Genomic DNA, 19,380 nt, shown 5'->3' on the forward strand with positions numbered 1-19,380 from the left:
ATCGGAGATGACCCCCCAAACGATCAAAGCCGTCGAGTTCGAGAAGCCGAACCTCTCGACGGAGTCCCCCGAAGGCGGCAGCTGTGTCGCCCACGCCTGGGCCAAAGTGCCTCCCGTGCTGTCGGCACAGGAGCGCACGGCGCTCAAAGCGCGCATCAAGACCCTGCTGAGGCAACGTAATGCGGTGCTTGTAGCACACTATTACGTCGATTCCGACCTGCAGGACCTGGCCGAGGAAACCGGCGGCTGCGTGTCGGACTCGCTGGAGATGGCGCGCTTTGGCCGTGATCATCCGGCCAAGACGCTGGTGGTGGCTGGGGTTCGCTTCATGGGTGAGACCGCCAAGATCCTCAGCCCGGAAAAGACCGTGCTGATGCCCGACCTCGACGCAACCTGCTCGCTAGACCTGGGCTGCCCGTCCGACGAATTCGCCGCATTCTGCGATGCGCATCCCGATCGCACGGTGGTGGTCTATGCCAACACCAGCGCCGCCGTGAAGGCGCGCGCCGACTGGATGGTGACCTCCAGCATCGGCCTGAAGATCGTCGAGCACCTCCACGCGCGTGGCGAGAAGATCCTGTGGGCGCCGGACAAGCACCTGGGCGGCTATATTCAGAAGCAGACCGGCGCCGACATGCTCTTGTGGCAGGGTTCCTGCCTGGTGCATGACGAGTTCAAGGGCATCGAGCTGGACCTGCTGCGCCGCGAGTTTCCCAACGCCAAGATCCTGGTGCATCCGGAGTCGCCGGCCAATGTGGTCGAGCAGGCCGACGTGGTGGGCTCGACTTCTCAGCTGATCGCCGCGGTAAAGGAACTGGACGCCCGCGAGTTCATTGTCGCGACCGACAACGGCATCCTGCACAAGATGCGCCTGGCCGCGCCCGACAAGCGTTTCATCGAAGCCCCCACCGCCGGCAACAGCGCCACCTGCAAGAGTTGCGCGCACTGCCCCTGGATGGCGATGAACGCACTGACCAACCTGGCCGAAGTGCTGGAGAACGGTCATAACGAAATCCATGTCGACGCGGATATCGGCCGCCAGGCCGTGACCTGCATCGACCGCATGCTCGACTTCGCCGCGCAGCAGAAGGCCAATGTGCGGCCCAAGGCCGACCTGGCCAGCGAGCAGGCCTTGTTCAAGGGAATCGGCCCGGCATGAGCAGCAATCCAAACGTGAATTCCGTGAATTCGAGCGTGAACGCTATTTTCGACAGCTATGGCCCGGCGCTCGCCGAGGCGCTCCAGGCCAATGTCAGTGCAGCTATTGCCGAAGATGTCGGCAGCGGCGACCTGACCGGCATGCTGGTGCCCGCCGGCAAGCCGGCGCGGGCGCGCGTGATCGTGCGCGAGCAAGCCGTGCTGTGCGGCCAGCCGTGGTTCGAGGCGTGCATGCGCGCGGTCGATCCTGCGCTTCAGGTCGTCTGGCAGCAGGCCGAAGGCGCTCGCTTGGCGCCGGACTCGGTGGTCTGCGAGATCACTGGCCCGGCCCGCTCGCTGTTGACCGCGGAGCGGCCGTCGCTGAATTTCCTACAATTGTTGTCCGGCGTAGCAACCGCCACGCGCCGCTATGCCGACCTGGTCGAAGGCACCCGGGCGCGCGTGCTGGATACCCGCAAGACATTGCCGGGCCTGCGCCTGGCGCAGAAGTACGCGGTCAGGGTCGGTGGTGGCGACAACCAGCGCCTGGCGTTGTACGATGGCATCCTGATCAAGGAAAACCATATCGCGGCGGCCGGCAGCATCACCGCTGCCATGCAGGCAGCGGCCGCGCTGGATGCGGGTGTGTCGGTCCAGGTCGAGGTGGAAAGCCTGGCCGAACTGGAAGAGGCATTGGCGGCTGGCGCGAAGTCGATCCTGATCGACAACTTTACCGAGGCGATGATGCGCGATGCCGTGCGTATCAATGCAGGGCGTGCCTTGCTGGAAGTCTCGGGCGGCGTCAATGCAGACACCATCCGTGCTTTCGCCGAAACCGGGGTGGACCGGATCTCGGTAGGGGCGCTGACCAAGGATGTGCGCGCGACGGATTATTCGTTGCGGATCATCGAGTAAGCAGGATCGGCCCGGAGCATAAAAAAGCGCGCCAAGGCGCGCTTTTTTTATGGCGAGAGGCCAGCGAGGCTTACTTGGCCCGTTCCCGCTTGAACTCCGGCTGCATGACCGTTGGCAGCGCCTTCGGCAAGGTCTCCGGATAGTCGCGGCTGAAGTGCAAGCCGCGGCTCTCATGGCGCGAATACGCGCTATCCACGATCAACGAGGCGACTTCCACCAGGTTACGCAGTTCCAGCAGGTCGCGGGTGACCCGGAAGTTGGCGTAGTACTCCGCGATCTCCTCGCGCAGCAGGGTGATGCGGTGCTGGGCGCGCTCGAGCCGCTTGCTGGTGCGCACGATGCCCACATAGTTCCACATCATGCGGCGCAACTCGTCCCAGTTGTGCGAGACCACGACTTCCTCGTCGGCATCCGCCACGCGGCTTTCATCCCACTGGGGCAGCGCGATGTCCGGTTGCCCGGCCTTGTCCTGCCCGGCAATGTCGAGGGCCGCCGCGCGCCCGATCACCATGCATTCGAGCAGCGAATTGGAGGCCAGCCGGTTGGCGCCATGCAGGCCGGTGCAACCGGTCTCGCCCACCGCATAGAGGTTGGACAGATCGGTGCGGCCCGCGGTGTCGGTCACCACGCCGCCGCAGGTATAGTGCGCCGCCGGCACCACCGGGATGGGTTCGCGGGCGATGTCGATGCCGAGTTCCAGGCAGCGTGCATGGATGGTCGGGAAATGCTCGCGCAGGAAGGACTCGGGCTGGTGGCTGATGTCCAGGTGCACGTAATCCAGGCCACGCTTCTTCATTTCGAAGTCGATCGCGCGCGCCACCACGTCGCGCGGAGCCAATTCGGCGCGCTCGTCGTGTTCCGGCATGAAGCGGGTGCCATCTGGCAGCTTGAGCAGGCCGCCTTCGCCACGTACGGCTTCCGAGATCAGGAAGGACTTGGCGTAGGGGTGATACAGGCAGGTCGGGTGGAACTGGATGAATTCCATGTTCGACACCCGGCAGCCCGCGCGCCAGGCCATGGCGATGCCGTCGCCGGTGGCCGTGTCGGGGTTGGTGGTGTAGAGATAGACCTTGCCCGCGCCACCTGTCGCCAGCACGGTGTGGGTGGCGGTAATGGTTTGCACTTCGCCGCTGGCGTCGTCCAGCACGTAGAGGCCGTAGCAGCGGTTGCCCGGCAGGCCAAGCTTGCGCGAAGTGATCAGGTCCACCGCGAAGTGGTCCTCGATGATCGTGATATTGGGATGCTGGCGCGCCTGCTCGCTCAACGTGGACACGACGGCATGGCCGGTGGCGTCCGCCGCGTGGATGATGCGCCGGCGGCTATGCCCGCCTTCGCGCGTCAGGTGGTAGCCGAGTTCCGCCTGGTCGTCGCGGGTGAACGCCACGCCGCGGTCGATCAGCCACTGGATGGCTTCGCGCCCATGCTCGACGATGTAGCGCGTGGCGCTGTCATCGCAAAGGCCGGCGCCCGCCACCAAGGTGTCCTGCGTGTGCTCATCGTGGCTGTCGCCCGAGTCCAGGACGGCGGCAATCCCGCCCTGGGCCCAGTCGCTGGCGCCTTGCGTCATGGCACGTTTGCAAATGATGACAACCCGATGGGTGTCGGCCAGTTGCAGCGCGACCGTCAGACCGGCCAGTCCGCTGCCGACAATGGCGACATCGAAGTTCATGGTGCGAGAGACGCGCGCGGCACGCGGTCGGGAGGCAGGAAAGCTGGAAAGTGTACACCGCCAGCGGGCTCGCGTGGGCAGGCAAGCAGTGTGGGGCAGGGCATCTAGAGGCGTCGGCTGCGCAATGCGGCGTTTGCGGCCCGAAAAAGCAAAAACCCCGCCTGGGCGGGGTTTCTACCGACATGCCGCGCGATCGGCATGAGGAGCACAGGATCAATTACTTGATCTTGGTTTCCTTGTACGACACGTGCTTGCGGGCGACGGGATCGAACTTCATGATCTCCATCTTTTCCGGCATCGTGCGCTTGTTCTTGGTGGTCGTGTAGAAGTGACCCGTACCTGCAGTCGACTCCAACTTGATTTTATCGCGTCCGCCTTTGCTGGCCATGATGTGCTCCTAATTAGACTTCGCCACGTGCGCGCAGATCCACGAGCACGGTGTCGATGCCTTTCTTGTCGATCAGGCGCAGGCCGGCGTTCGAGACGCGCAGGCTCACCCAGCGGTTTTCCGATTCAACAAAGAAACGACGATTCTGCAGGTTGGGCAGAAAACGACGCTTGGTCTTGTTGTTTGCGTGGGAAACGTTGTTGCCGACCATCGGCGCTTTCCCGGTCACTTGACAGACGCGTGCCATGAAGCACTCCTAACTCTTCTACGTGGACAATGTTCGCAACAGATCAACAAAAGGCGCGCTGGCCCGGACTGCAGCGGTTGAGACTTCAGCAAACGAACATTATAGAACGGAAAGCACTGATGAATCAATGCCTTCTCTCGTTTACCGTTCAGGGGTGTGCATCCGTGCGGTGCGCATCACAACGCGCATCGCATCTTGCATCACAGCTGGCCGTGTTCGGCGAAGGAGTGGATGTTACTACCTGCGACGATGAAATGGTCAAGAACTTGCACGTCGATCAGGGCCAGCGAGCGGGTCAACGCGCGGGTCATGGCAAGATCCGCGGCGCTGGGCGTGGTGTTGCCGGACGGGTGGTTGTGCGCGACGATGACCGCCGCGGCGTTATGTGTAAGTGCCTTTCGGGCTACTTCTCGGGGATAGACGCTGGTCTGGGTCAGCGTGCCGCGAAACAGCTCCTCGCTGGCCAGCAGGCGGTTGCGGGCGTCCAGGAACAGGCACAGGAACACTTCGTGGCCCAGCCCCGCCAGTGACAGGCGCAGATAGTCGCGCACCGCCGTGGGGGAATCCAGTGCCCCGGGCAGTTGCAGCTGTTCGCCCAGCGCTCGCCGCGTCAGCTCACGGGCCGCCTGCAACTGCGCGTACTTGGCGCCGCCAACGCCCTTGACGCGGGCCAGTTGCCCCGCGTCGGCCGCAAACAGGCCGCTGAGCGTGCCGAAATCATTCAGCAGCTCCCGGGCGATGTCAATGGCACTTTTACCCGCCACGCCCACGCGCAGGAATACGGCGAGCAGTTCGGCATCTGAGAGCGTAGCGGCCCCGCCGCTGAGGAGTTTCTCGCGTGGCCGCTCATTGCTGGGCCAATCGGTAATGCGCATGGCACGATCCCCTCGGAACAATGGCACCGCGGACAAGGCGGCGCTCGGTCGAGTCGCTTACAATACGGGTTGTTGACTGGTTGAGCACCTATGACTTTGCAAACTTTTGCTTCCGGCCCGAAGGACGGGGACGGCACCGTGGATGGCCGCAAGACCGTGCAGGCGGACTCCTTCCTGACCCTTCACTACAGCATCTCCATGGAGAACGGCACTGAGATCGTCAGTACCTTCGCGGAGAAGCCCGCCACGCTGCTGCTCGGACAAGGCCAGTTCGCGCCTACACTGGAGCAGGCGCTGCTGGGCATGCCGGAGGGCGAGCGCATGACTTACCGGCTGGCGCCGGAGCATGCCTTCGGCCCGCGCAACCCCGAGTTGCTGCAACGGGTTTCGCTGGCGACGCTGCGCGAGAACTCTTCGTTTGAAGAGGACTACGCCCCGGGCGACCTGGTTGAGTTCAATGCGCCCGGCGGCGGTAAGTACGCCGGTGTGCTCAAGGAGATCGGCACGACGTCGGCGCTGTTCGATTTCAACCACCCGCTGGCCGGACAGACCATCCTGTTCGATGTCCAACTGATCGGCATTCTCTAAGCAGACCACCGGCCGGCCTCGTGCCGGCACCCATGAGTCGAATCCTTGCATGTCTGAACCCACCACAGCCCCCGATGCCGAGATCCTGATGGCGCAGCCGCGCGGCTTTTGCGCCGGCGTGGATCGCGCCATCGAGATCGTCGAGCGCGCCCTTGCACGCTACGGCGCGCCGATCTACGTGCGCCACGAAATCGTCCACAACGCCTATGTGGTGGAAGACCTGCGCCGCAAGGGCGCGGTCTTCGTGCAGGAGCTCGAGGAAGTGCCGCCCGGGTCGACTGTGATCTTCAGTGCGCATGGCGTCTCCAAGGAAGTGCGCGCCGATGCCGCCGTGCGCGGCCTGAACGTGTTCGATGCCACCTGCCCGCTGGTGACCAAGGTGCACGTGGAAGTCGGCAAGATGCGCACCGAGGGCTGCGAGATCATCATGATCGGGCACAAGGGCCATCCTGAAGTCGAGGGCACCATGGGGCAGGCTGAAGGCGGCATGCTGCTGGTCGAGTCCTCCGCGGATGTCGCCAAGCTGCACGTGGCCGATCCCGAGCGCCTGGCATTCGTGACCCAGACCACGCTCTCGGTGGACGAAACGCTGGAGATCGTCGCCGCGCTCAAGGCGCGCTTCCCGCTGATCCGCGAGCCCAAGAAGCAAGACATCTGCTATGCCACCCAGAACCGCCAGGATGCCGTGAAGTTCATGGCACCCCAGGTGGAGGTGGTGATCGTGGTGGGCAGCCCCAACAGCTCCAACTCCAACCGCTTGCGCGAGCTCGCGCAGCGCCTGGGCGTGCCGGCCTACATGATCGATTCGCCCGATCAGCTCCAGCCGGAATGGATCGCGGGCAAGCGCCGCATCGGCCTGACCGCCGGCGCCTCCGCCCCCGAGGCGCTGGCACAGGCCATCGTCGCGCGCCTGCACCTGCTGGGTGCGCGCAACGTGCGCGCGCTGGAAGGGATCGAGGAGAAGATGTCGTTTCCCTTGCCGCGCGGCCTGCAACAGGTCACGCCCGCCTGATCAGCGTGATCCACACCTGATTGCCTGGCAAGACGGCCCGCTCTCGCGGGCCGTTGCTTTTTGCGCTGCCGCTTGCGCTCGGCAGGCACCCCTCCGTCGCACCGGTTGCACGTCGTTGCGCACCATTGTCTCGCCAGGGTTGCACCAAGATATAGCACCCTATATTGCCTGCTATCCCTTGGATAATGCACAAGCCCGGTGCGAACGGCCTTATACCTGTCTGTCTAAAAAGACAAATAAGGGAAATCCCTGTAATTGGGGATTTCCCTATTATGGTGCCGGGGCACTCGTTCCTCGTATTTGAATGAGCCGGTTGATATTAAATGAAACACCTATTTAATACGCGGCCCGCCGGAGTGACTTGCAAGCAGCAAAGCCACCCTGTGGCACGCGGTAGGCACGAATCTTGTTAGTACCAACGGCTAGCCTCCATGTAGGCGGGAATTGCCCCAATGCGCGCATTGGGGAAATTCCCTAGCTCATTTGGTGGGTTAATCCTTCAGGTTGTTGCGTCGCATATTGCATCCGTTTAAAAAGGGAATACAATTCGCGCGTTTCAAATTGAAACTAAACTATGGCGGTTCAGGGGAAACGTCCGGGGGGCGTTGGTTTACCCTGATCATGTGAATCCTAGGAGATCACTCATGCAAATCACGTTTGCCAAGATTCTGCCGATCGCAGCCGCAGTGGCGCTGGTTACTGCTTGCGGCAAGAAAGAAGAAAAGCCCGCTGATGCGGCAGCATCGGCACCTGCCGCGGCGACCGCGCCGGCAGCAGGCAGTGGCGATGTCGTAGTCAAGATCGGCCATGCTGCACCGCTGACCGGCGGTATCGCTCACCTTGGCAAGGACAACGAAAACGGCGCCCGCCTGGCCGTGGAGGAAGTCAACAAGACCGGCCTGGAGATCAACGGCAAGAAGATCAAGCTGGAGCTGCTCGGCGAAGACGACGCGGGCGACCCGAAGACGGGCACCGCCGTGGCGCAGAAGCTGGTGGACGCCAAGGTCGTGGCAGTGGTTGGCCACCTGAACTCGGGCGTATCGATTCCGGCCTCCAAGATCTATAGCGATGCCGGCATCGTGCAGATCTCGCCGTCGTCGACCAACCCCGACTACACCAAGCAAGGCTTCAAGACCACGTTCCGCGTGGTGGCCACCGACGCCCAGCAGGGCCCGGCACTGGCCAACTACGCCACCAAGAGCCTGCACGCCAAGACCGTGGCCATCGTCGACGATGCCACCGCCTACGGCAAGGGCCTGGCCGACGAGTTCGAGAAGACCGCCAAGGCGTCCGGCGTGAACGTGGTGGCACGTGAAGCCACCAACGACAAGGCCACCGACTTCAAGGCCATTCTGACCAAGATCAAGGGCAAGAAGCCGGACGTGATCATGTACGGCGGCATGGACGCCACCGGCGGCCCATTCGCCAAGCAGGCCAAGGAACTCGGCATCAGCTCCAAGATCGTTGGCGGCGATGGCGTCTGTACCGACAAGGTGGCTGAGCTGGCCGGCGATGCCGTGTCCAACATCATCTGCTCGGAAGCCGGTCTGGCACTGTCCAAGATGGAGCAGGGCGCGGATTTCGACAAGCGCTACCAGGCTCGCTTCAGTGCGCCGGTGCAGATCTACGCACCGTTCACCTATGACGCCGTCATGGTCGTCGTTGACGCCATGAAGCGCGCCAACTCGACCGAGCCGGCGGCCATCCTGGCCGAAATGCCCAAGACCAACTACAAGGGCCTGATCGGCAACATCGCCTTCGATGAAAAGGGCGACATGAAGGAAGGCACCATCACGTTGTACGAGTACAAGGACAAGAAGAAGACCGTCCTTGACGTCGTGAAGATGTAATCCGGGGCTTACCGGCCCATCCGAACGGCACCGCGAGTATGTTGCGGTGCCGTTTTTTTAGCCTTGCCATACATGCAGCATCCTTACCATGGGTGGAGTAGGCAGGCCGCTTACCAGCAGAAAACGACACTACCAAACCACCCAACATATCAACGTCCCCCCGGCATCCACACCATGCCGAGGGAATTTGGACGGAAGCAAGGAGTTTTCATGGATATCCTTATCCAGCAGATCGTGAACGGTCTGGTGCTCGGCAGCATCTATGCGCTGATCGCACTCGGCTACACCATGGTCTACGGCATTCTCGGGATCATCAACTTCGCCCACGGCGACGTGCTGATGATCGGCGCCCTGACCGCCCTGTCAGCCATACTTGGCTTGCAGAAATTCTTCCCCGGCTTGCCGGAGTGGCTCACGCTGGTGATCGCCACGCTGATCGCCATGCCGGTCTGCGCCGTGCTGGCCTACACCATCGAGCGGGTGGCCTACCGGCCGTTGCGCAACGCGCCGCGGCTGGCCCCGCTGATCACCGCCATCGGCGTGTCCATCATCCTCCAGACGATGGGCATGCTGATCTGGTCGCGCAACCCGCTGACCTTCCCGCAGCTGCTGCCCTCGTCGCCGATCGATATCGGCTCGACCGGCGCCACCATCACGGGCAAGGAAATCGTCATCATCGGCATGGCGCTGATGGTGATGGCGGGCCTGCTGACCCTGGTCAACCGCACCAAGCTCGGCCGCGCGATGCGCGCCACCGCCGAGAACCAGAAGGTAGCGGGGCTGATGGGCGTGAACCCGAACTTCGTCATCTCGGCCACCTTCATGATCGGCGCCGCGCTGGCAGCGCTGGCCGGCGTGATGATGGCCACCAACTACGGCAACGCCCACTTCTACATGGGCTTCATCCCGGGCCTGAAGGCGTTCACCGCCGCGGTGCTGGGCGGCATCGGCAACCTGGCGGGCGCCATGGTCGGCGGCATGCTGCTGGGCTTGATCGAAGCCCTGGGCGCCGGCTACATCGGCGATCTCACGGGTGGCATATTTGGCTCCAACTACCAGGACGTGTTCGCCTTTATCGTGCTGATCACCGTCCTTGTCTTCCGTCCGTCCGGCATCATGGGCGAGCGGGTTTCCGAACGCGCCTAAGGAGAGAGAATCCATGAACACCCCGATTCCATCCTCGGCGGCGCAGGCTGCGCCGCTGACCAAGACGCCAGCCAAGACCATGGCCGCGTTGCTTGGCTTCCTGGTCATCGCCCTGTGCGCGCCGTTCCTGGTGCAGACGCTGGGCGGCAACTACTGGGTGCGCGTGCTCGACTTCGCGCTGATCTACATCATGCTGGCGCTTGGCCTGAACATCGTGGTGGGCTTTGCCGGCCTGCTCGACCTGGGCTACATCGCCTTCTATGCCGTCGGCGCGTACATGATGGCCTTGCTGGGCTCGCCCCACCTGGCCAACCAGTTCGAGTGGATCCACCAGCTTTTCCCCCATGGCCTGCACGTGTCCATGTGGTTCGTGCTGCCGCTGGCGATTCTCGTGGCCGCCACGTTCGGCGTGTTGCTGGGTGCGCCTACGCTCAAGCTGCGTGGCGATTACCTCGCCATCGTGACCCTGGGCTTCGGCGAGATCATCCGGATCTTCCTGAACAACCTCGACCGCCCGCTCAACATCACCAACGGTCCCAAGGGGATCACCGCGGTGGACCCGGTCCACATCTTCGGCTTCAATTTCTCCAAGACGCACGAGATCTTCGGGCTGAAGTTCACGCCGGTGTTCATGTACTACTACCTGCTGGTGGTGCTGGTGATCGCCATCGTGTTCATCTGCCTGCGGCTGCAGAACTCGCGCATCGGCCGCGCCTTCGTGGCCATCCGCGAGGACGAGATCGCTGCCAAGGCCATGGGCATCAACACCCGCAACATCAAGCTGCTGGCGTTCGCCATGGGCGCGTCGTTCGGTGGTGCGTCGGGTGCCGTGTTTGGCGCCTTCCAGGGCTTTGTCTCGCCCGAGTCGTTCGTGCTGTGGGAGTCCATCTACATTCTCGCCATCGTGGTGCTGGGCGGCATGGGCCATATCCCTGGCGTGATACTCGGCGGTGTCCTGCTGGTGGGTTTCCAGGAACTGCTGCGTGCCGTGGCGGAACCGGCGCAGAACATGATCTTCGGCCATACCATCGTTGACGCCGAAGTGCTGCGCCAGCTGCTGTTCGGGCTGGCCCTGGTTGGCGTGATGCTGTATCGCCCGGCAGGCCTGTGGCCGTCGCCGCGCAAGGAAGACCGGCCGGTGATCCGCCGCCCGGGCAGCGTTGGCCGTTTCTGACCAGGAGGACATCATGAGCAACGAGAATCTCCTCCTGTCGGTACAGGGGGTCAACAAGCGATTCGGCGGCCTGCAGGCATTGTCCGATGTGGGCCTGCAGATCCAGCCGGGCGAAATCTACGGCCTGATTGGTCCCAACGGGGCCGGCAAGACCACCTTCTTCAACGTCATCACCGGCCTGTACACGCCGGACTCCGGCGAGTTCGTGCTGGGTGGGAAGGCCTACCAGCCGACCGCCGTGCACGAAGTCGCCAAGGCCGGCATCGCCCGCACCTTCCAGAACATCCGCCTGTTTGGCGAAATGACCGCGCTGGAGAACGTGATGGTGGGCCGGCACGTGCGTACCAAGGCTGGCCTGTTAGGTGCGGTGTTCCGCCCGCCTTCGGTCCGGCGTGAAGAACACTCGGTGGAAGACTGGGCGCACGACCTGCTCGAGTACGTGGGCATCGGCAAGTACGCCCACTTCACCTCGCGCAACCTGTCGTACGGCCACCAGCGCCGCCTGGAAATCGCGCGGGCGCTCGCCACCGAGCCCAAGCTGCTGGCGCTGGACGAACCCGCCGCCGGCATGAACGCCACCGAGAAAGTGGAGCTGCGCGGCCTGCTCGACAAGATCCGCAGCGATGGCAAGACCATCCTGCTGATCGAGCACGACGTGAAGCTGGTGATGGGCCTGTGCAACCGCATGACCGTGCTTGACTACGGCAAGGTCATCGCGCAAGGCCTGCCGCATGAAGTCCAGAGCAATCCAGCGGTGATCGAGGCTTACCTCGGTACCCCGGCGCACTGACGGGGGAAAGACACAATGAAAGAAACACTACTGAAGATATCCGGCCTGAAGGTCGCGTACGGCGGCATCCAGGCGGTCAAGGGCATTGACCTCGAAATCAAGGAAGGTGAACTGGTCACGCTGATCGGCGCCAATGGCGCCGGCAAGACCACCACCATGAAGGCCATCACCGGCCTGCAGGGCTGGGCTGGCGGTGACGTGGAGTACATGGGCAAGTCCATCAAGGGCGTGCCCAGCTACACGCTGCTCAAGCAGGGCCTGGCGATGGTGCCGGAAGGGCGCGGCGTGTTCGCGCGCATGACCATCACCGAGAACCTGCAGATGGGCGCCTACACGCGGATCGACGAGGCCGGCATCAAGGCCGACATCGATCGCATGTTCGGCATCTTCCCGCGCCTGAAGGAGCGTGCCAACCAGCTGGCCGGCACCATGTCGGGCGGCGAGCAGCAGATGCTGGCCATGGCGCGCGCGCTGATGAGCCAGCCCAAGCTGCTGCTGCTGGACGAACCCTCGATGGGCCTGTCGCCGATCATGGTGGCGAAGATCTTCGAGGTGGTGCGCGACGTCTCCGCGCTGGGCGTGACGGTGCTGCTGGTCGAGCAGAACGCGCGGCTGGCACTGCAGGCCGCGCACCGCGGCTATGTGATGGAGTCGGGCCTGGTCACCATGAGCGGCGACGCCAAGCAGATGCTGGACGATCCAAAGGTGAGGGCGGCGTACCTGGGCGAGTGAGATTGCCTGGATAAGGCCTTCGATGCGTTGGCCGAAGCCGCCGTATGGGCCAAAACCACTCGCTATGACGACGGCTGTCTCTCCCTCTCCCCTCAGGGGGAGAGGGGAGCAACCCGGCGGGAATAGAGAACCATTCGGTGTAGCCGTGAAGGTTTGAATCTCCCGTTATGCGGCGAGGGGTCTTTCGCCGCATCAAAGAAAAAAGCCCGGCGCATTCTTGCGCCAGGCTTTTTTTTTATTGCGAGCGGACCGCTATCAGGCCAGCTTCTTCAGCAGCGTGCGCAGATTGCCGATCATCAGGTCGATCTCTTCCGTGGTCACGTTCAGCGCGGGCATGAAGCGCAGCAGGTTGGGGCGCGGCGAATTCAGCAGCAGGCCTTGCGGCTGCATGTCGCGTGCTTCTTCCACCAGTTGCGGGCCGATGTCCTTGCTCAGCACCAGCGCGCGCAGCAGGCCTTCGCCGCGTTCGCCGCCCAGGCCGAACTCCGACGACAGCGCCAGCAGCTGCTCGCGCAGGTAGGCGCCTTTTTCTTGCACGCTTTGCAGGAAGCCGGGCGAGGTCAGCTGCGAGATTACGGCGCTGCCGACGGCCGTCATCACCGGGTTGCCGTTGTAGGTGCCGCCCTGGTCGCCGGCTTCGAAGCTGGCGACTTCGGCCTTGCACAGCAGGGCTGCCAGCGGCACGCCGCCGCCAATGCCCTTGCCCAGCGTCATGATGTCCGGCTCCACGCCCGACAGCTCATAGGCGAACATGGTGCCGCAGCGCCCGCAGCCGGTCTGCACTTCGTCGACGATGAACAGCAGCTTGTGCTGGTCGGCCAGCTTGCGCAGGCCTTGCATGAATTCGCGCGAGGCGGGGATCACGCCGCCTTCGCCCTGCACCGGCTCCAGCATGATGGCCACGGTCTTGTCGTTGATCAGCTTCTCGACCGAGGCCAGGTCGTTCAGCTCGGCCTTGGGGAAGCCCGGCACCTGTGGTGCGAAGATGGTGTCCCAGCCGGCCTTGCCCGACGCGCTCATGGTGGCGAGCGTGCGGCCGTGGAAGCTGTGGTCCATGGTGATGATCTCGAACGCGCCGTTCTTGTGCTTGCGGCCCCATTTGCGCGCCAGCTTGATCGCGCCTTCATTGGCTTCCGCGCCGCTGTTGGCGAAGAACACCTTGTCGAAGCAGCTGGCGTCGGTGAGCTGCTTGGCCAGCTTGAGCATGGGTTCGTTGTAGAACGCCGGGCTCGGGTTGAACAGCTTTTGCGACTGTGCCACCAGCGCATCGATCATGGCCTGGTTGGAGTGCCCCAGGCAGTTGACCGCCCAGCCTTGCACGAAGTCCAGGTATCGCTTGCCGTTATGGTCCGTGAGCCACGAGCCCTTGCCTTCGGTAAAGACGAGCTCGGGCCGGTTGGTGATGTACATCAGGGATTGGACGGGGTACTCAGCAAATGCCATGGCGGACTCCAGGGGTCGGCGTGAAACAGGGGGGAGGAGAGCAGAAAAACAAAAAGCCACGGGGATTGCCCGTGGCTTGTTGACCTGAACAGAAGCTATGGACGGTCAGCCGCGAGGCACCCCGGTGGGGAGCAACGTACGGTAGCTGCGTCGGTTGATAGCGTAGTTCATGGCGGCCAATATAAGGCCCAGGCGCCCGGCTGTCAAAACGAATTTTGGCGGGGCCGGGCATTGTTGTAACGTAGGAACGGACCGGGTGGCGCTCAGGCCGCCGGTGCCGGCGGTACCGAACCTGCCGGATGCATGTCCGCTTCCGACGTGAACGAGTCGGCGAAGAAGGCATCCTCGTGCAGGTCGCAACGCAGGGAAAAGTCCTTGCGCGCGGCATTGATCATCACCGGCGCGCCGCAGGCGTAGACCTCGAAGCCGGACAGGTCGGGATGGTCCTCCATCACGGCCTCGTGGACAAAACCGGTGCGCCCGCCCCAGTCGTCGCTGTCGTGGGCGTTGGAGACCACCGGCACGTAGCGGAAGTTGGGCAACTCGCGCGCCCACTGCTCGCACAGCGCGTGCATATACAGATCGCGCGGGCGGCGGCCGCCCCAGTACAGCGTCATCGGGCGGGTGATGCCGGTGTAGACCGCATGCTCCACGATGGCCTTGATCGGCGCGAAGCCGGTGCCGGAGGCCAGCAGGATGATGGGCTTGTCGGAGTCTTCACGCAGGAAGAAGCTGCCGAGCGGGCCTTCGAAGCGCAGGATGTCGCGCTCCTTCATGGCCGGCTGGCCGTCCCTGGCGCCGAACACGTAGTCGGTGAAGGTGCCGCCGGGCATATGGCGGATGTGCAGCTCGATCGGGCCTTCCTGGTGCGGCGGCGTGGCGATGGAGTAGCTGCGGCGCTTGCCGTCGCGCAGCAGGAACTCGACATACTGGCCGGCCAGGAACTGCATGCGCTCGGTGGCGGGCAACTGCAGGCGCGCAACGACGACGTCGTCGGCCACGCGTTCCAGCGTGGCGACGCGGCACGGCACCTTCTTGATCGGGATGTCGCCGGCACCTTGCACCTCGCGGCATTCGATGGTGATGTCCGAGGTGGGCTTGGCGCAGCAGAACAGCGCGCGGCCCTCGGTCTTTTCCTGCGCGGACAGCGCGGAAAGTGCGTGATCGCCCTGCTCGATGCCGCCAGCGGTGACACGGCCCTTGCAGGATCCGCATGCGCCGTTCTTGCAGCCGTAGGGCAGGCCAATGCTGTGGCGCAGGGCCGCGGTAAGGATGGTTTCATCCGCGGCCGCTTCGAACGTGCGGCCGCTGGGCATGACGGTAACTTGATAAGCCATAATCACTCTATGAGCAAAAATCTGTCGCGACGCCGCCTGGGTCGCCCGCGCCTACTCATCGTTGGCTGTGGGGATGTGGGCACGCGTTGCCTGCGTATTCTATCGACGCGCTGGCGCGTCTTTGCCATCACTTCGCAGCCGTCCCGCCGCACGGTGCTGCGGGACAACGGCGCCGTGCCGCTGGTGGCCGACCTGGACCGGCCCGCCACGCTGGCGCGCCTGGCCGGGCTGGCCGACAGGGTGCTGCACCTGGCGCCGCCGCCGTCCCGCGGCGAGGGCGATCCCCGCACGTTGGCGCTGCTGCGCGCCTTGCGGCGTGGTGCCTGGCGGCGCTGCGCCGCACGGCCTGGCGGATGGTTTGCCAAGCCCGCTATTCTACCCGACCGGGGCAACGGCAGGTCCGGCCGAAGTGCCGCGGCGCCAGCGTTTGTCTACGCCAGCACCTCGGGCGTATATGGCGATCGCGGCGGCGCCAGGCTGGCGGAATCGCAGGCGGTGCGCCCGCAAACCGCGCGCGCCCGGCGCCGCGTGGCGGCCGAGCAGGCCGTGCGGGACTTTGGGCGCCATGCCGGCTGGCGTGCTTCCATCGTGCGCATCCCCGGCATCTATGCCGAAGACCGGCTGCCGCTGGCCCGCCTGGCCAAGGGCACGCCGGCGCTGGCGCCGCAGGACGATGTCTATACCAACCACATCCATGCGCTGGACCTGGCCCGCACCATGGTGGCGTCGCTGTTCCGCGGCCGCGCGCAGCGGGTGGTGCACGCCAGCGACGATTCGGAAATGCGCATGGCCGACTACTTCGACCTGGTGGCCGACCGCCGCGGGCTGCCCCGGCCGCCGCGCCTCGCCCGCGCGCAGTTGCGCGAGGCCGTGGAGCCGACCCTGCTCAGCTTCATGAGCGAATCGCGCCGGCTGGAGAACGCCCGTCTCAAACGCGAGCTGCGCCTGCGGCTGCGCTATCCCACCGTGGCGTCCTTTTTCGACGCCTGAATTCAGCTGCTCCCGGCGTCTGCCGGGAGCGCTTTCTTTCCTCATCCCTCCACCGTGCGGTGGCACGCCGTTTGCATTGGTGTTGCCGCTCGATCCTGTATAGACAGCAAGTGATGTAGCCGGCGTGGCGATGCGCAGATCTGGTGCGCAGAGGCGAAAGCGACATGTGCCGGATGCGCCCTCAATGGGCATTGGCGGCCATTGGCGAGCACCTGGCCCAATGGCGTAACGTGCTTGTTTCCCGCTGTTCCAGGCTGGGCGGTACGTAAGTGCCGGCCACGCCAGTTCCGCGCTTCGCCTCGGGTTAACTACTGCATTGACTTGTATATACAGGGTTGCTAAATTGCCTGGCAAATGACCGGCGCTGCAAGTACGGCGCCGCCCGCCGGGCGATCCGGCTGCCGCCAACGCTGGCGCGGCCCCGTTCGCATCACACCAAAGGAGCCAGGAAGATGGGATTTCGTATCCGTAGCGGTAAGTCGCTAGCCGTCGCCGTTGCAGCAGTCGTCGCCACGCTGGGTGCCGCAGGCACCGCGCAAGCGCAAGCCACGCAGGTCACGCTGGGCATGAGCGGCTGGACCGGTTTCGCGCCGCTGACGCTGGCCGACAAAGCCGGCATCTTCAAGAAGCACGGTGTCGACGTCGACATCAAGATGATTCCGCAGAAGGACCGTCACCTGGCACTCGCCTCCGGCGCCATCCAGTGCGCCGCCACCACGGTCGAGACCCATGTGGCCTGGAACGCCAACGGCGTGCCCATCACCCAGATCGTGCAGCTCGATAAGTCCTACGGCGCCGACGGCCTGGCCGTGCGCGGCGACGTCAAGGGCTTTGCCGACCTCAAGGGCAAGACCATCGGCGTGGATGCGCCCGGCACCGCGCCTTACTTCGGCCTGGCCTGGATGCTCAAGAAGAACGGCATGAGCCTGAAGGACGTGAAGACCACCACGCTGTCGCCGCAAGCCGCCGCGCAGGCCTTCGTCTCGGGCCAGAACGATGCTGCCATGACGTATGAGCCGTATCTGTCGTCCGTGCGCCAGAACCCGGACAAGGGCAAGATCCTGGCCACCACGCTGGACTACCCGATGGTGATGGATACGCTGGGCTGCGCGCCGAAGTGGCTCAAGGACAATCCCAAGGCCGCGCAAGCGCTGGTCGATAGCTACTTCGAAGCGCTCGACATGATCAAGCAGGACCCGGCCAAGGCCAACGACATCATGGGCGCGGCGGTCAAGCAAAGCGGCGAGCAGTTCGCCAAGTCGTCCGCCTACCTGCGCTGGCAGGATCGTGACGCCAACCGCAAGTTCTTCGGCGGCGAGCTGGCCAGCTTCAGCAAGGAAGCGGCGCAGGTGCTGCTGGAGATCGGCGTGATCCGCCAGGTGCCGGACGTAACGGCGCTGTACGACGCGCGCTTCATCAAGTAACGAGGTTGGTGCCATGACGCAGGTTCACATTGGTTCGCCCGCCGCGAATCCAGATACAAAGCCCGCCCCCGCCGCGGTGACTCGGGCGCCCGCGCGCCGGCATCCCTGGCTGGCGCCGCTGGCGCCGGTCACCCAGCGCGCGCGCTGGGTGCTGGGTTTGTCGTTCTTCGTGGTGTTTTTCGCCGTGTGGGCGGCGGTGACCCTGGGTGGCATGGTGCCGCGCACCTTCCTGGCCGACCCGATGACCATGGCCCATGAAGGCGTGCTGCTGTTTACCGAGTACAACTTCATCGGCGATATCGGCATGACGGTATGGCGCGTGCTGGGCGGCTTCGTGCTGGCCGCCGCGCTGGCCGTGCCGCTGGGCATCTTCATGGGCGCGTACAAGGCGGCGGAGGCGTTCTTCGAGCCCTTCGTCTCGTTCTGCCGCTACCTGCCGGCGTCGGCCTTTATCCCGCTGCTGATCCTGTGGGCGGGCATCGGCGAGGCACAGAAGGTGCTGGTGATCTTTATCGGCTCGTTCTTCCAGATCGTGCTGATGGTGGCGGTGACGGTGGGCGGCGCGCGGCGCGACCTGGTGGAGGCGGCCTACACGCTGGGCGCCAACAGCAGCGGCATCGTGCGGCGCGTGCTGATCCCGGGCGCCGCGCCCGAGATCGCCGAGATCTTGCGCCTGGTGCTGGGCTGGGCCTGGACCTACGTCATCGTGGCCGAGCTGATCGGCTCGTCCTCCGGCATCGGCCACATGATCACCGACAGCCAGGCGCTGCTCAACACCGGGCAGATCATCTTCGGCATCATCGTGATCGGTTGCATCGGCCTGGTCTCCGACCTGGCATTCAAGCTGGCCAACCAGCGCCTGTTCCCGTGGAGTTCGATCAAATGAGCGCGCTGTCCATCCAGCAGGTCTCGCGGACCTTCGTCAATCCGCGCGGCGGCCAAACCCTGGCCTTGCAGCCGACCGATTTCGAAGTGGCGGACAACGATTTCGTCACCATCCTCGGCCCGTCGGGCTGCGGCAAGTCCACGCTGCTGCGCATCGTCGCCGGGCTGGATACGCCCACCACCGGGCGCGTGCTGCTCGACGGCCAGGAAGTCACCGGCCCGGGCGCGGAGCGCGGCATGGTGTTCCAGTCCTACACGCTGTTCCCATGGCTGACCATCGAGCAGAACGTGCGCTTTGGCCTGCGCGAGCGCGGCATGAGCGAGGCCGACCAGCGCGAGCGCAGCGACTTCTTTATCCAGCGCGTGGGCCTGCGCGGCTTCGAGCACCATTTCCCCAAGCAGCTTTCGGGCGGCATGCAGCAGCGCACGGCGATTGCCCGGGCGCTGGCCAACGATCCCAAGATCCTGCTGCTGGACGAGCCCTTTGGCGCGCTGGACAACCAGACCCGCGTGCTGATGCAGGAACTGCTGCTGGGCATCTGGGAGGCCGCGCGCAAGACCGTGCTGTTCGTCACGCACGATATCGACGAGGCCATCTTCATGGCCAACCGCGTTGCCGTGTTCTCGGCGCGGCCGGGCCGCATCAAGCGCACGATCGATGTTGACTTCCCGCACCCACGCCACTACACCATCAAGACCTCGCCGGAGTTCTCCGAACTGAAGGCGGTACTGACCGAGGAAATCCGCGCCGAGGCCATGGCCGCCGCCGAGCACTGAG

General features: G+C 64.4%; 19 protein-coding genes. 13 read left to right on the forward strand and 6 right to left on the reverse strand.

Translation table 11 applies throughout. The features are described from left to right. Nucleotides 1–7 precede the first annotated feature (7 nt). Both nadA and nadC read left to right on the forward strand, forming a co-directional pair. Nucleotides 8–1,159 (forward strand): quinolinate synthase NadA, encoded by a 1,152-nt coding sequence (nadA, locus tag ACGLHR_RS06590; protein ID WP_400092772.1) that lies wholly within the window; start codon nt 8–10, stop codon nt 1,157–1,159. Beyond that, nucleotides 1,156–2,052, forward strand: coding sequence for a carboxylating nicotinate-nucleotide diphosphorylase (gene nadC, locus ACGLHR_RS06595; RefSeq protein ID WP_400092774.1), 897 nt, complete (start codon nt 1,156–1,158; stop codon nt 2,050–2,052). Before nadA ends, nadC begins: the two co-directional genes overlap by 4 nt. Before the next feature lie 70 nt (nt 2,053–2,122). Here the strand turns inward: nadC and nadB are convergent, their stop codons facing one another. The 4 genes from nadB to radC all read right to left on the reverse strand — a co-directional run bounded on the left by nadB (nt 2,123) and on the right by radC (nt 5,231). After that, complete coding sequence (gene nadB / locus ACGLHR_RS06600; protein WP_318234646.1) at nt 2,123–3,721, reverse strand: L-aspartate oxidase; 1,599 nt, start codon at nt 3,719–3,721, stop codon at nt 2,123–2,125. 217 nt (nt 3,722–3,938) lie between these two features. Beyond that, nucleotides 3,939–4,109, reverse strand: coding sequence for a 50S ribosomal protein L33 (rpmG, locus tag ACGLHR_RS06605; protein ID WP_006157508.1), 171 nt, complete (start codon nt 4,107–4,109; stop codon nt 3,939–3,941). Nucleotides 4,110–4,122: 13 nt separating this feature from the next. Further along, on the reverse strand, nt 4,123–4,356 hold the full coding sequence (gene rpmB, locus ACGLHR_RS06610) for a 50S ribosomal protein L28 (RefSeq protein ID WP_006157507.1): 234 nt from the start codon (nt 4,354–4,356) through the stop codon (nt 4,123–4,125). A 200-nt stretch (nt 4,357–4,556) separates the two neighbouring features. Then, nucleotides 4,557–5,231, reverse strand: coding sequence for a DNA repair protein RadC (gene radC, locus ACGLHR_RS06615; RefSeq protein ID WP_400092776.1), 675 nt, complete (start codon nt 5,229–5,231; stop codon nt 4,557–4,559). Between the two features lie 90 nt (nt 5,232–5,321). Between radC and ACGLHR_RS06620 the strand changes: the two genes are divergently transcribed. The 7 genes from ACGLHR_RS06620 (at nt 5,322) to ACGLHR_RS06650 (ending at nt 12,523) form a co-directional block, all read left to right on the forward strand. Next, nucleotides 5,322–5,819, forward strand: a complete 498-nt coding sequence (locus tag ACGLHR_RS06620; protein ID WP_267604293.1) for a peptidylprolyl isomerase — start codon at nt 5,322–5,324, stop codon at nt 5,817–5,819. Between the two features lie 49 nt (nt 5,820–5,868). Further along, on the forward strand, nt 5,869–6,831 hold the full coding sequence (gene ispH, locus ACGLHR_RS06625; protein WP_400092778.1) for a 4-hydroxy-3-methylbut-2-enyl diphosphate reductase: 963 nt from the start codon (nt 5,869–5,871) through the stop codon (nt 6,829–6,831). A gap of 644 nt (nt 6,832–7,475) precedes the next feature. Next, nucleotides 7,476–8,681 (forward strand): branched-chain amino acid ABC transporter substrate-binding protein, encoded by a 1,206-nt coding sequence (locus tag ACGLHR_RS06630; RefSeq protein WP_400092780.1) that lies wholly within the window; start codon nt 7,476–7,478, stop codon nt 8,679–8,681. 210 nt (nt 8,682–8,891) lie between these two features. Further along, nucleotides 8,892–9,827 carry a branched-chain amino acid ABC transporter permease gene (locus ACGLHR_RS06635; RefSeq protein ID WP_267604291.1) on the forward strand — a complete coding sequence of 312 codons (936 nt, stop codon included), beginning with the start codon at nt 8,892–8,894 and terminating at the stop codon, nt 9,825–9,827. A gap of 13 nt (nt 9,828–9,840) precedes the next feature. After that, on the forward strand, nt 9,841–11,001 hold the full coding sequence (locus tag ACGLHR_RS06640; RefSeq protein ID WP_400092782.1) for an ABC transporter ATP-binding protein: 1,161 nt from the start codon (nt 9,841–9,843) through the stop codon (nt 10,999–11,001). A gap of 13 nt (nt 11,002–11,014) precedes the next feature. Further along, nucleotides 11,015–11,791, forward strand: coding sequence for an ABC transporter ATP-binding protein (locus ACGLHR_RS06645; RefSeq protein WP_400092784.1), 777 nt, complete (start codon nt 11,015–11,017; stop codon nt 11,789–11,791). Between the two features lie 15 nt (nt 11,792–11,806). Then, nucleotides 11,807–12,523, forward strand: a complete 717-nt coding sequence (locus tag ACGLHR_RS06650; RefSeq protein WP_400092785.1) for an ABC transporter ATP-binding protein — start codon at nt 11,807–11,809, stop codon at nt 12,521–12,523. A gap of 255 nt (nt 12,524–12,778) precedes the next feature. Here ACGLHR_RS06650 and ACGLHR_RS06655 read toward each other — a convergent pair whose 3' ends face one another. Then, complete coding sequence (locus ACGLHR_RS06655; RefSeq protein WP_400092787.1) at nt 12,779–13,966, reverse strand: acetylornithine transaminase; 1,188 nt, start codon at nt 13,964–13,966, stop codon at nt 12,779–12,781. Nucleotides 13,967–14,229: 263 nt separating this feature from the next. Next, on the reverse strand, nt 14,230–15,303 hold the full coding sequence (locus tag ACGLHR_RS06660) for a CDP-6-deoxy-delta-3,4-glucoseen reductase (protein WP_318236982.1): 1,074 nt from the start codon (nt 15,301–15,303) through the stop codon (nt 14,230–14,232). Between the two features lie 9 nt (nt 15,304–15,312). Here ACGLHR_RS06660 and ACGLHR_RS06665 point away from each other — a divergent pair, with 9 nt between their 5' ends. The 4 genes from ACGLHR_RS06665 to ACGLHR_RS06680 all read left to right on the forward strand — a co-directional run bounded on the left by ACGLHR_RS06665 (nt 15,313) and on the right by ACGLHR_RS06680 (nt 19,379). Further along, nucleotides 15,313–16,293: an NAD-dependent epimerase/dehydratase family protein gene (locus ACGLHR_RS06665; protein WP_400092789.1), complete on the forward strand. Its 981-nt coding sequence runs from the start codon at nt 15,313–15,315 to the stop codon at nt 16,291–16,293. Between the two features lie 452 nt (nt 16,294–16,745). After that, a complete protein-coding gene (locus tag ACGLHR_RS06670; RefSeq protein WP_267604286.1) occupies nt 16,746–17,717 on the forward strand; it encodes an ABC transporter substrate-binding protein in 972 nt (323 codons plus the stop codon). Between the two features lie 13 nt (nt 17,718–17,730). Then, nucleotides 17,731–18,603 (forward strand): ABC transporter permease, encoded by an 873-nt coding sequence (locus tag ACGLHR_RS06675; protein ID WP_400092790.1) that lies wholly within the window; start codon nt 17,731–17,733, stop codon nt 18,601–18,603. Next, nucleotides 18,600–19,379: an ABC transporter ATP-binding protein gene (locus ACGLHR_RS06680; protein ID WP_318236978.1), complete on the forward strand. Its 780-nt coding sequence runs from the start codon at nt 18,600–18,602 to the stop codon at nt 19,377–19,379. Before ACGLHR_RS06675 ends, ACGLHR_RS06680 begins: the two co-directional genes overlap by 4 nt. Nucleotide 19,380 lies beyond the last annotated feature (1 nt).

The sequence above is a fragment of the Cupriavidus sp. CuC1 genome, assembly GCF_044627735.1.
In the GTDB taxonomy this organism is placed as follows: Bacteria; Pseudomonadota; Gammaproteobacteria; order Burkholderiales; family Burkholderiaceae; genus Cupriavidus; species Cupriavidus ulmosensis.

Excerpts from the sequence above, each read along its gene's own strand:
- ACGLHR_RS06680 (WP_318236978.1), top strand. The coding sequence starts at position 18,600 with ATGAGCGCGCTGTCCATCCAGCAGGTCTCGCGGACCTTCGTCAATCCG.
- radC (WP_400092776.1), bottom strand. The coding sequence starts at position 5,231 with ATGCGCATTACCGATTGGCCCAGCAATGAGCGGCCACGCGAGAAACTC.
- ACGLHR_RS06620 (WP_267604293.1), top strand. The coding sequence starts at position 5,322 with ATGACTTTGCAAACTTTTGCTTCCGGCCCGAAGGACGGGGACGGCACC.
- ispH (WP_400092778.1), top strand. The coding sequence starts at position 5,869 with ATGTCTGAACCCACCACAGCCCCCGATGCCGAGATCCTGATGGCGCAG.
- nadC (WP_400092774.1), top strand. The coding sequence starts at position 1,156 with ATGAGCAGCAATCCAAACGTGAATTCCGTGAATTCGAGCGTGAACGCT.
- ACGLHR_RS06630 (WP_400092780.1), top strand. The coding sequence starts at position 7,476 with ATGCAAATCACGTTTGCCAAGATTCTGCCGATCGCAGCCGCAGTGGCG.
- rpmG (WP_006157508.1), bottom strand. The coding sequence starts at position 4,109 with ATGGCCAGCAAAGGCGGACGCGATAAAATCAAGTTGGAGTCGACTGCA.
- ACGLHR_RS06655 (WP_400092787.1), bottom strand. The coding sequence starts at position 13,966 with ATGGCATTTGCTGAGTACCCCGTCCAATCCCTGATGTACATCACCAAC.
- ACGLHR_RS06675 (WP_400092790.1), top strand. The coding sequence starts at position 17,731 with ATGACGCAGGTTCACATTGGTTCGCCCGCCGCGAATCCAGATACAAAG.
- ACGLHR_RS06645 (WP_400092784.1), top strand. The coding sequence starts at position 11,015 with ATGAGCAACGAGAATCTCCTCCTGTCGGTACAGGGGGTCAACAAGCGA.
- rpmB (WP_006157507.1), bottom strand. The coding sequence starts at position 4,356 with ATGGCACGCGTCTGTCAAGTGACCGGGAAAGCGCCGATGGTCGGCAAC.
- ACGLHR_RS06640 (WP_400092782.1), top strand. The coding sequence starts at position 9,841 with ATGAACACCCCGATTCCATCCTCGGCGGCGCAGGCTGCGCCGCTGACC.
- ACGLHR_RS06670 (WP_267604286.1), top strand. The coding sequence starts at position 16,746 with ATGGGATTTCGTATCCGTAGCGGTAAGTCGCTAGCCGTCGCCGTTGCA.
- ACGLHR_RS06665 (WP_400092789.1), top strand. The coding sequence starts at position 15,313 with ATGAGCAAAAATCTGTCGCGACGCCGCCTGGGTCGCCCGCGCCTACTC.
- nadA (WP_400092772.1), top strand. The coding sequence starts at position 8 with ATGACCCCCCAAACGATCAAAGCCGTCGAGTTCGAGAAGCCGAACCTC.
- ACGLHR_RS06650 (WP_400092785.1), top strand. The coding sequence starts at position 11,807 with ATGAAAGAAACACTACTGAAGATATCCGGCCTGAAGGTCGCGTACGGC.
- nadB (WP_318234646.1), bottom strand. The coding sequence starts at position 3,721 with ATGAACTTCGATGTCGCCATTGTCGGCAGCGGACTGGCCGGTCTGACG.
- ACGLHR_RS06660 (WP_318236982.1), bottom strand. The coding sequence starts at position 15,303 with ATGGCTTATCAAGTTACCGTCATGCCCAGCGGCCGCACGTTCGAAGCG.
- ACGLHR_RS06635 (WP_267604291.1), top strand. The coding sequence starts at position 8,892 with ATGGATATCCTTATCCAGCAGATCGTGAACGGTCTGGTGCTCGGCAGC.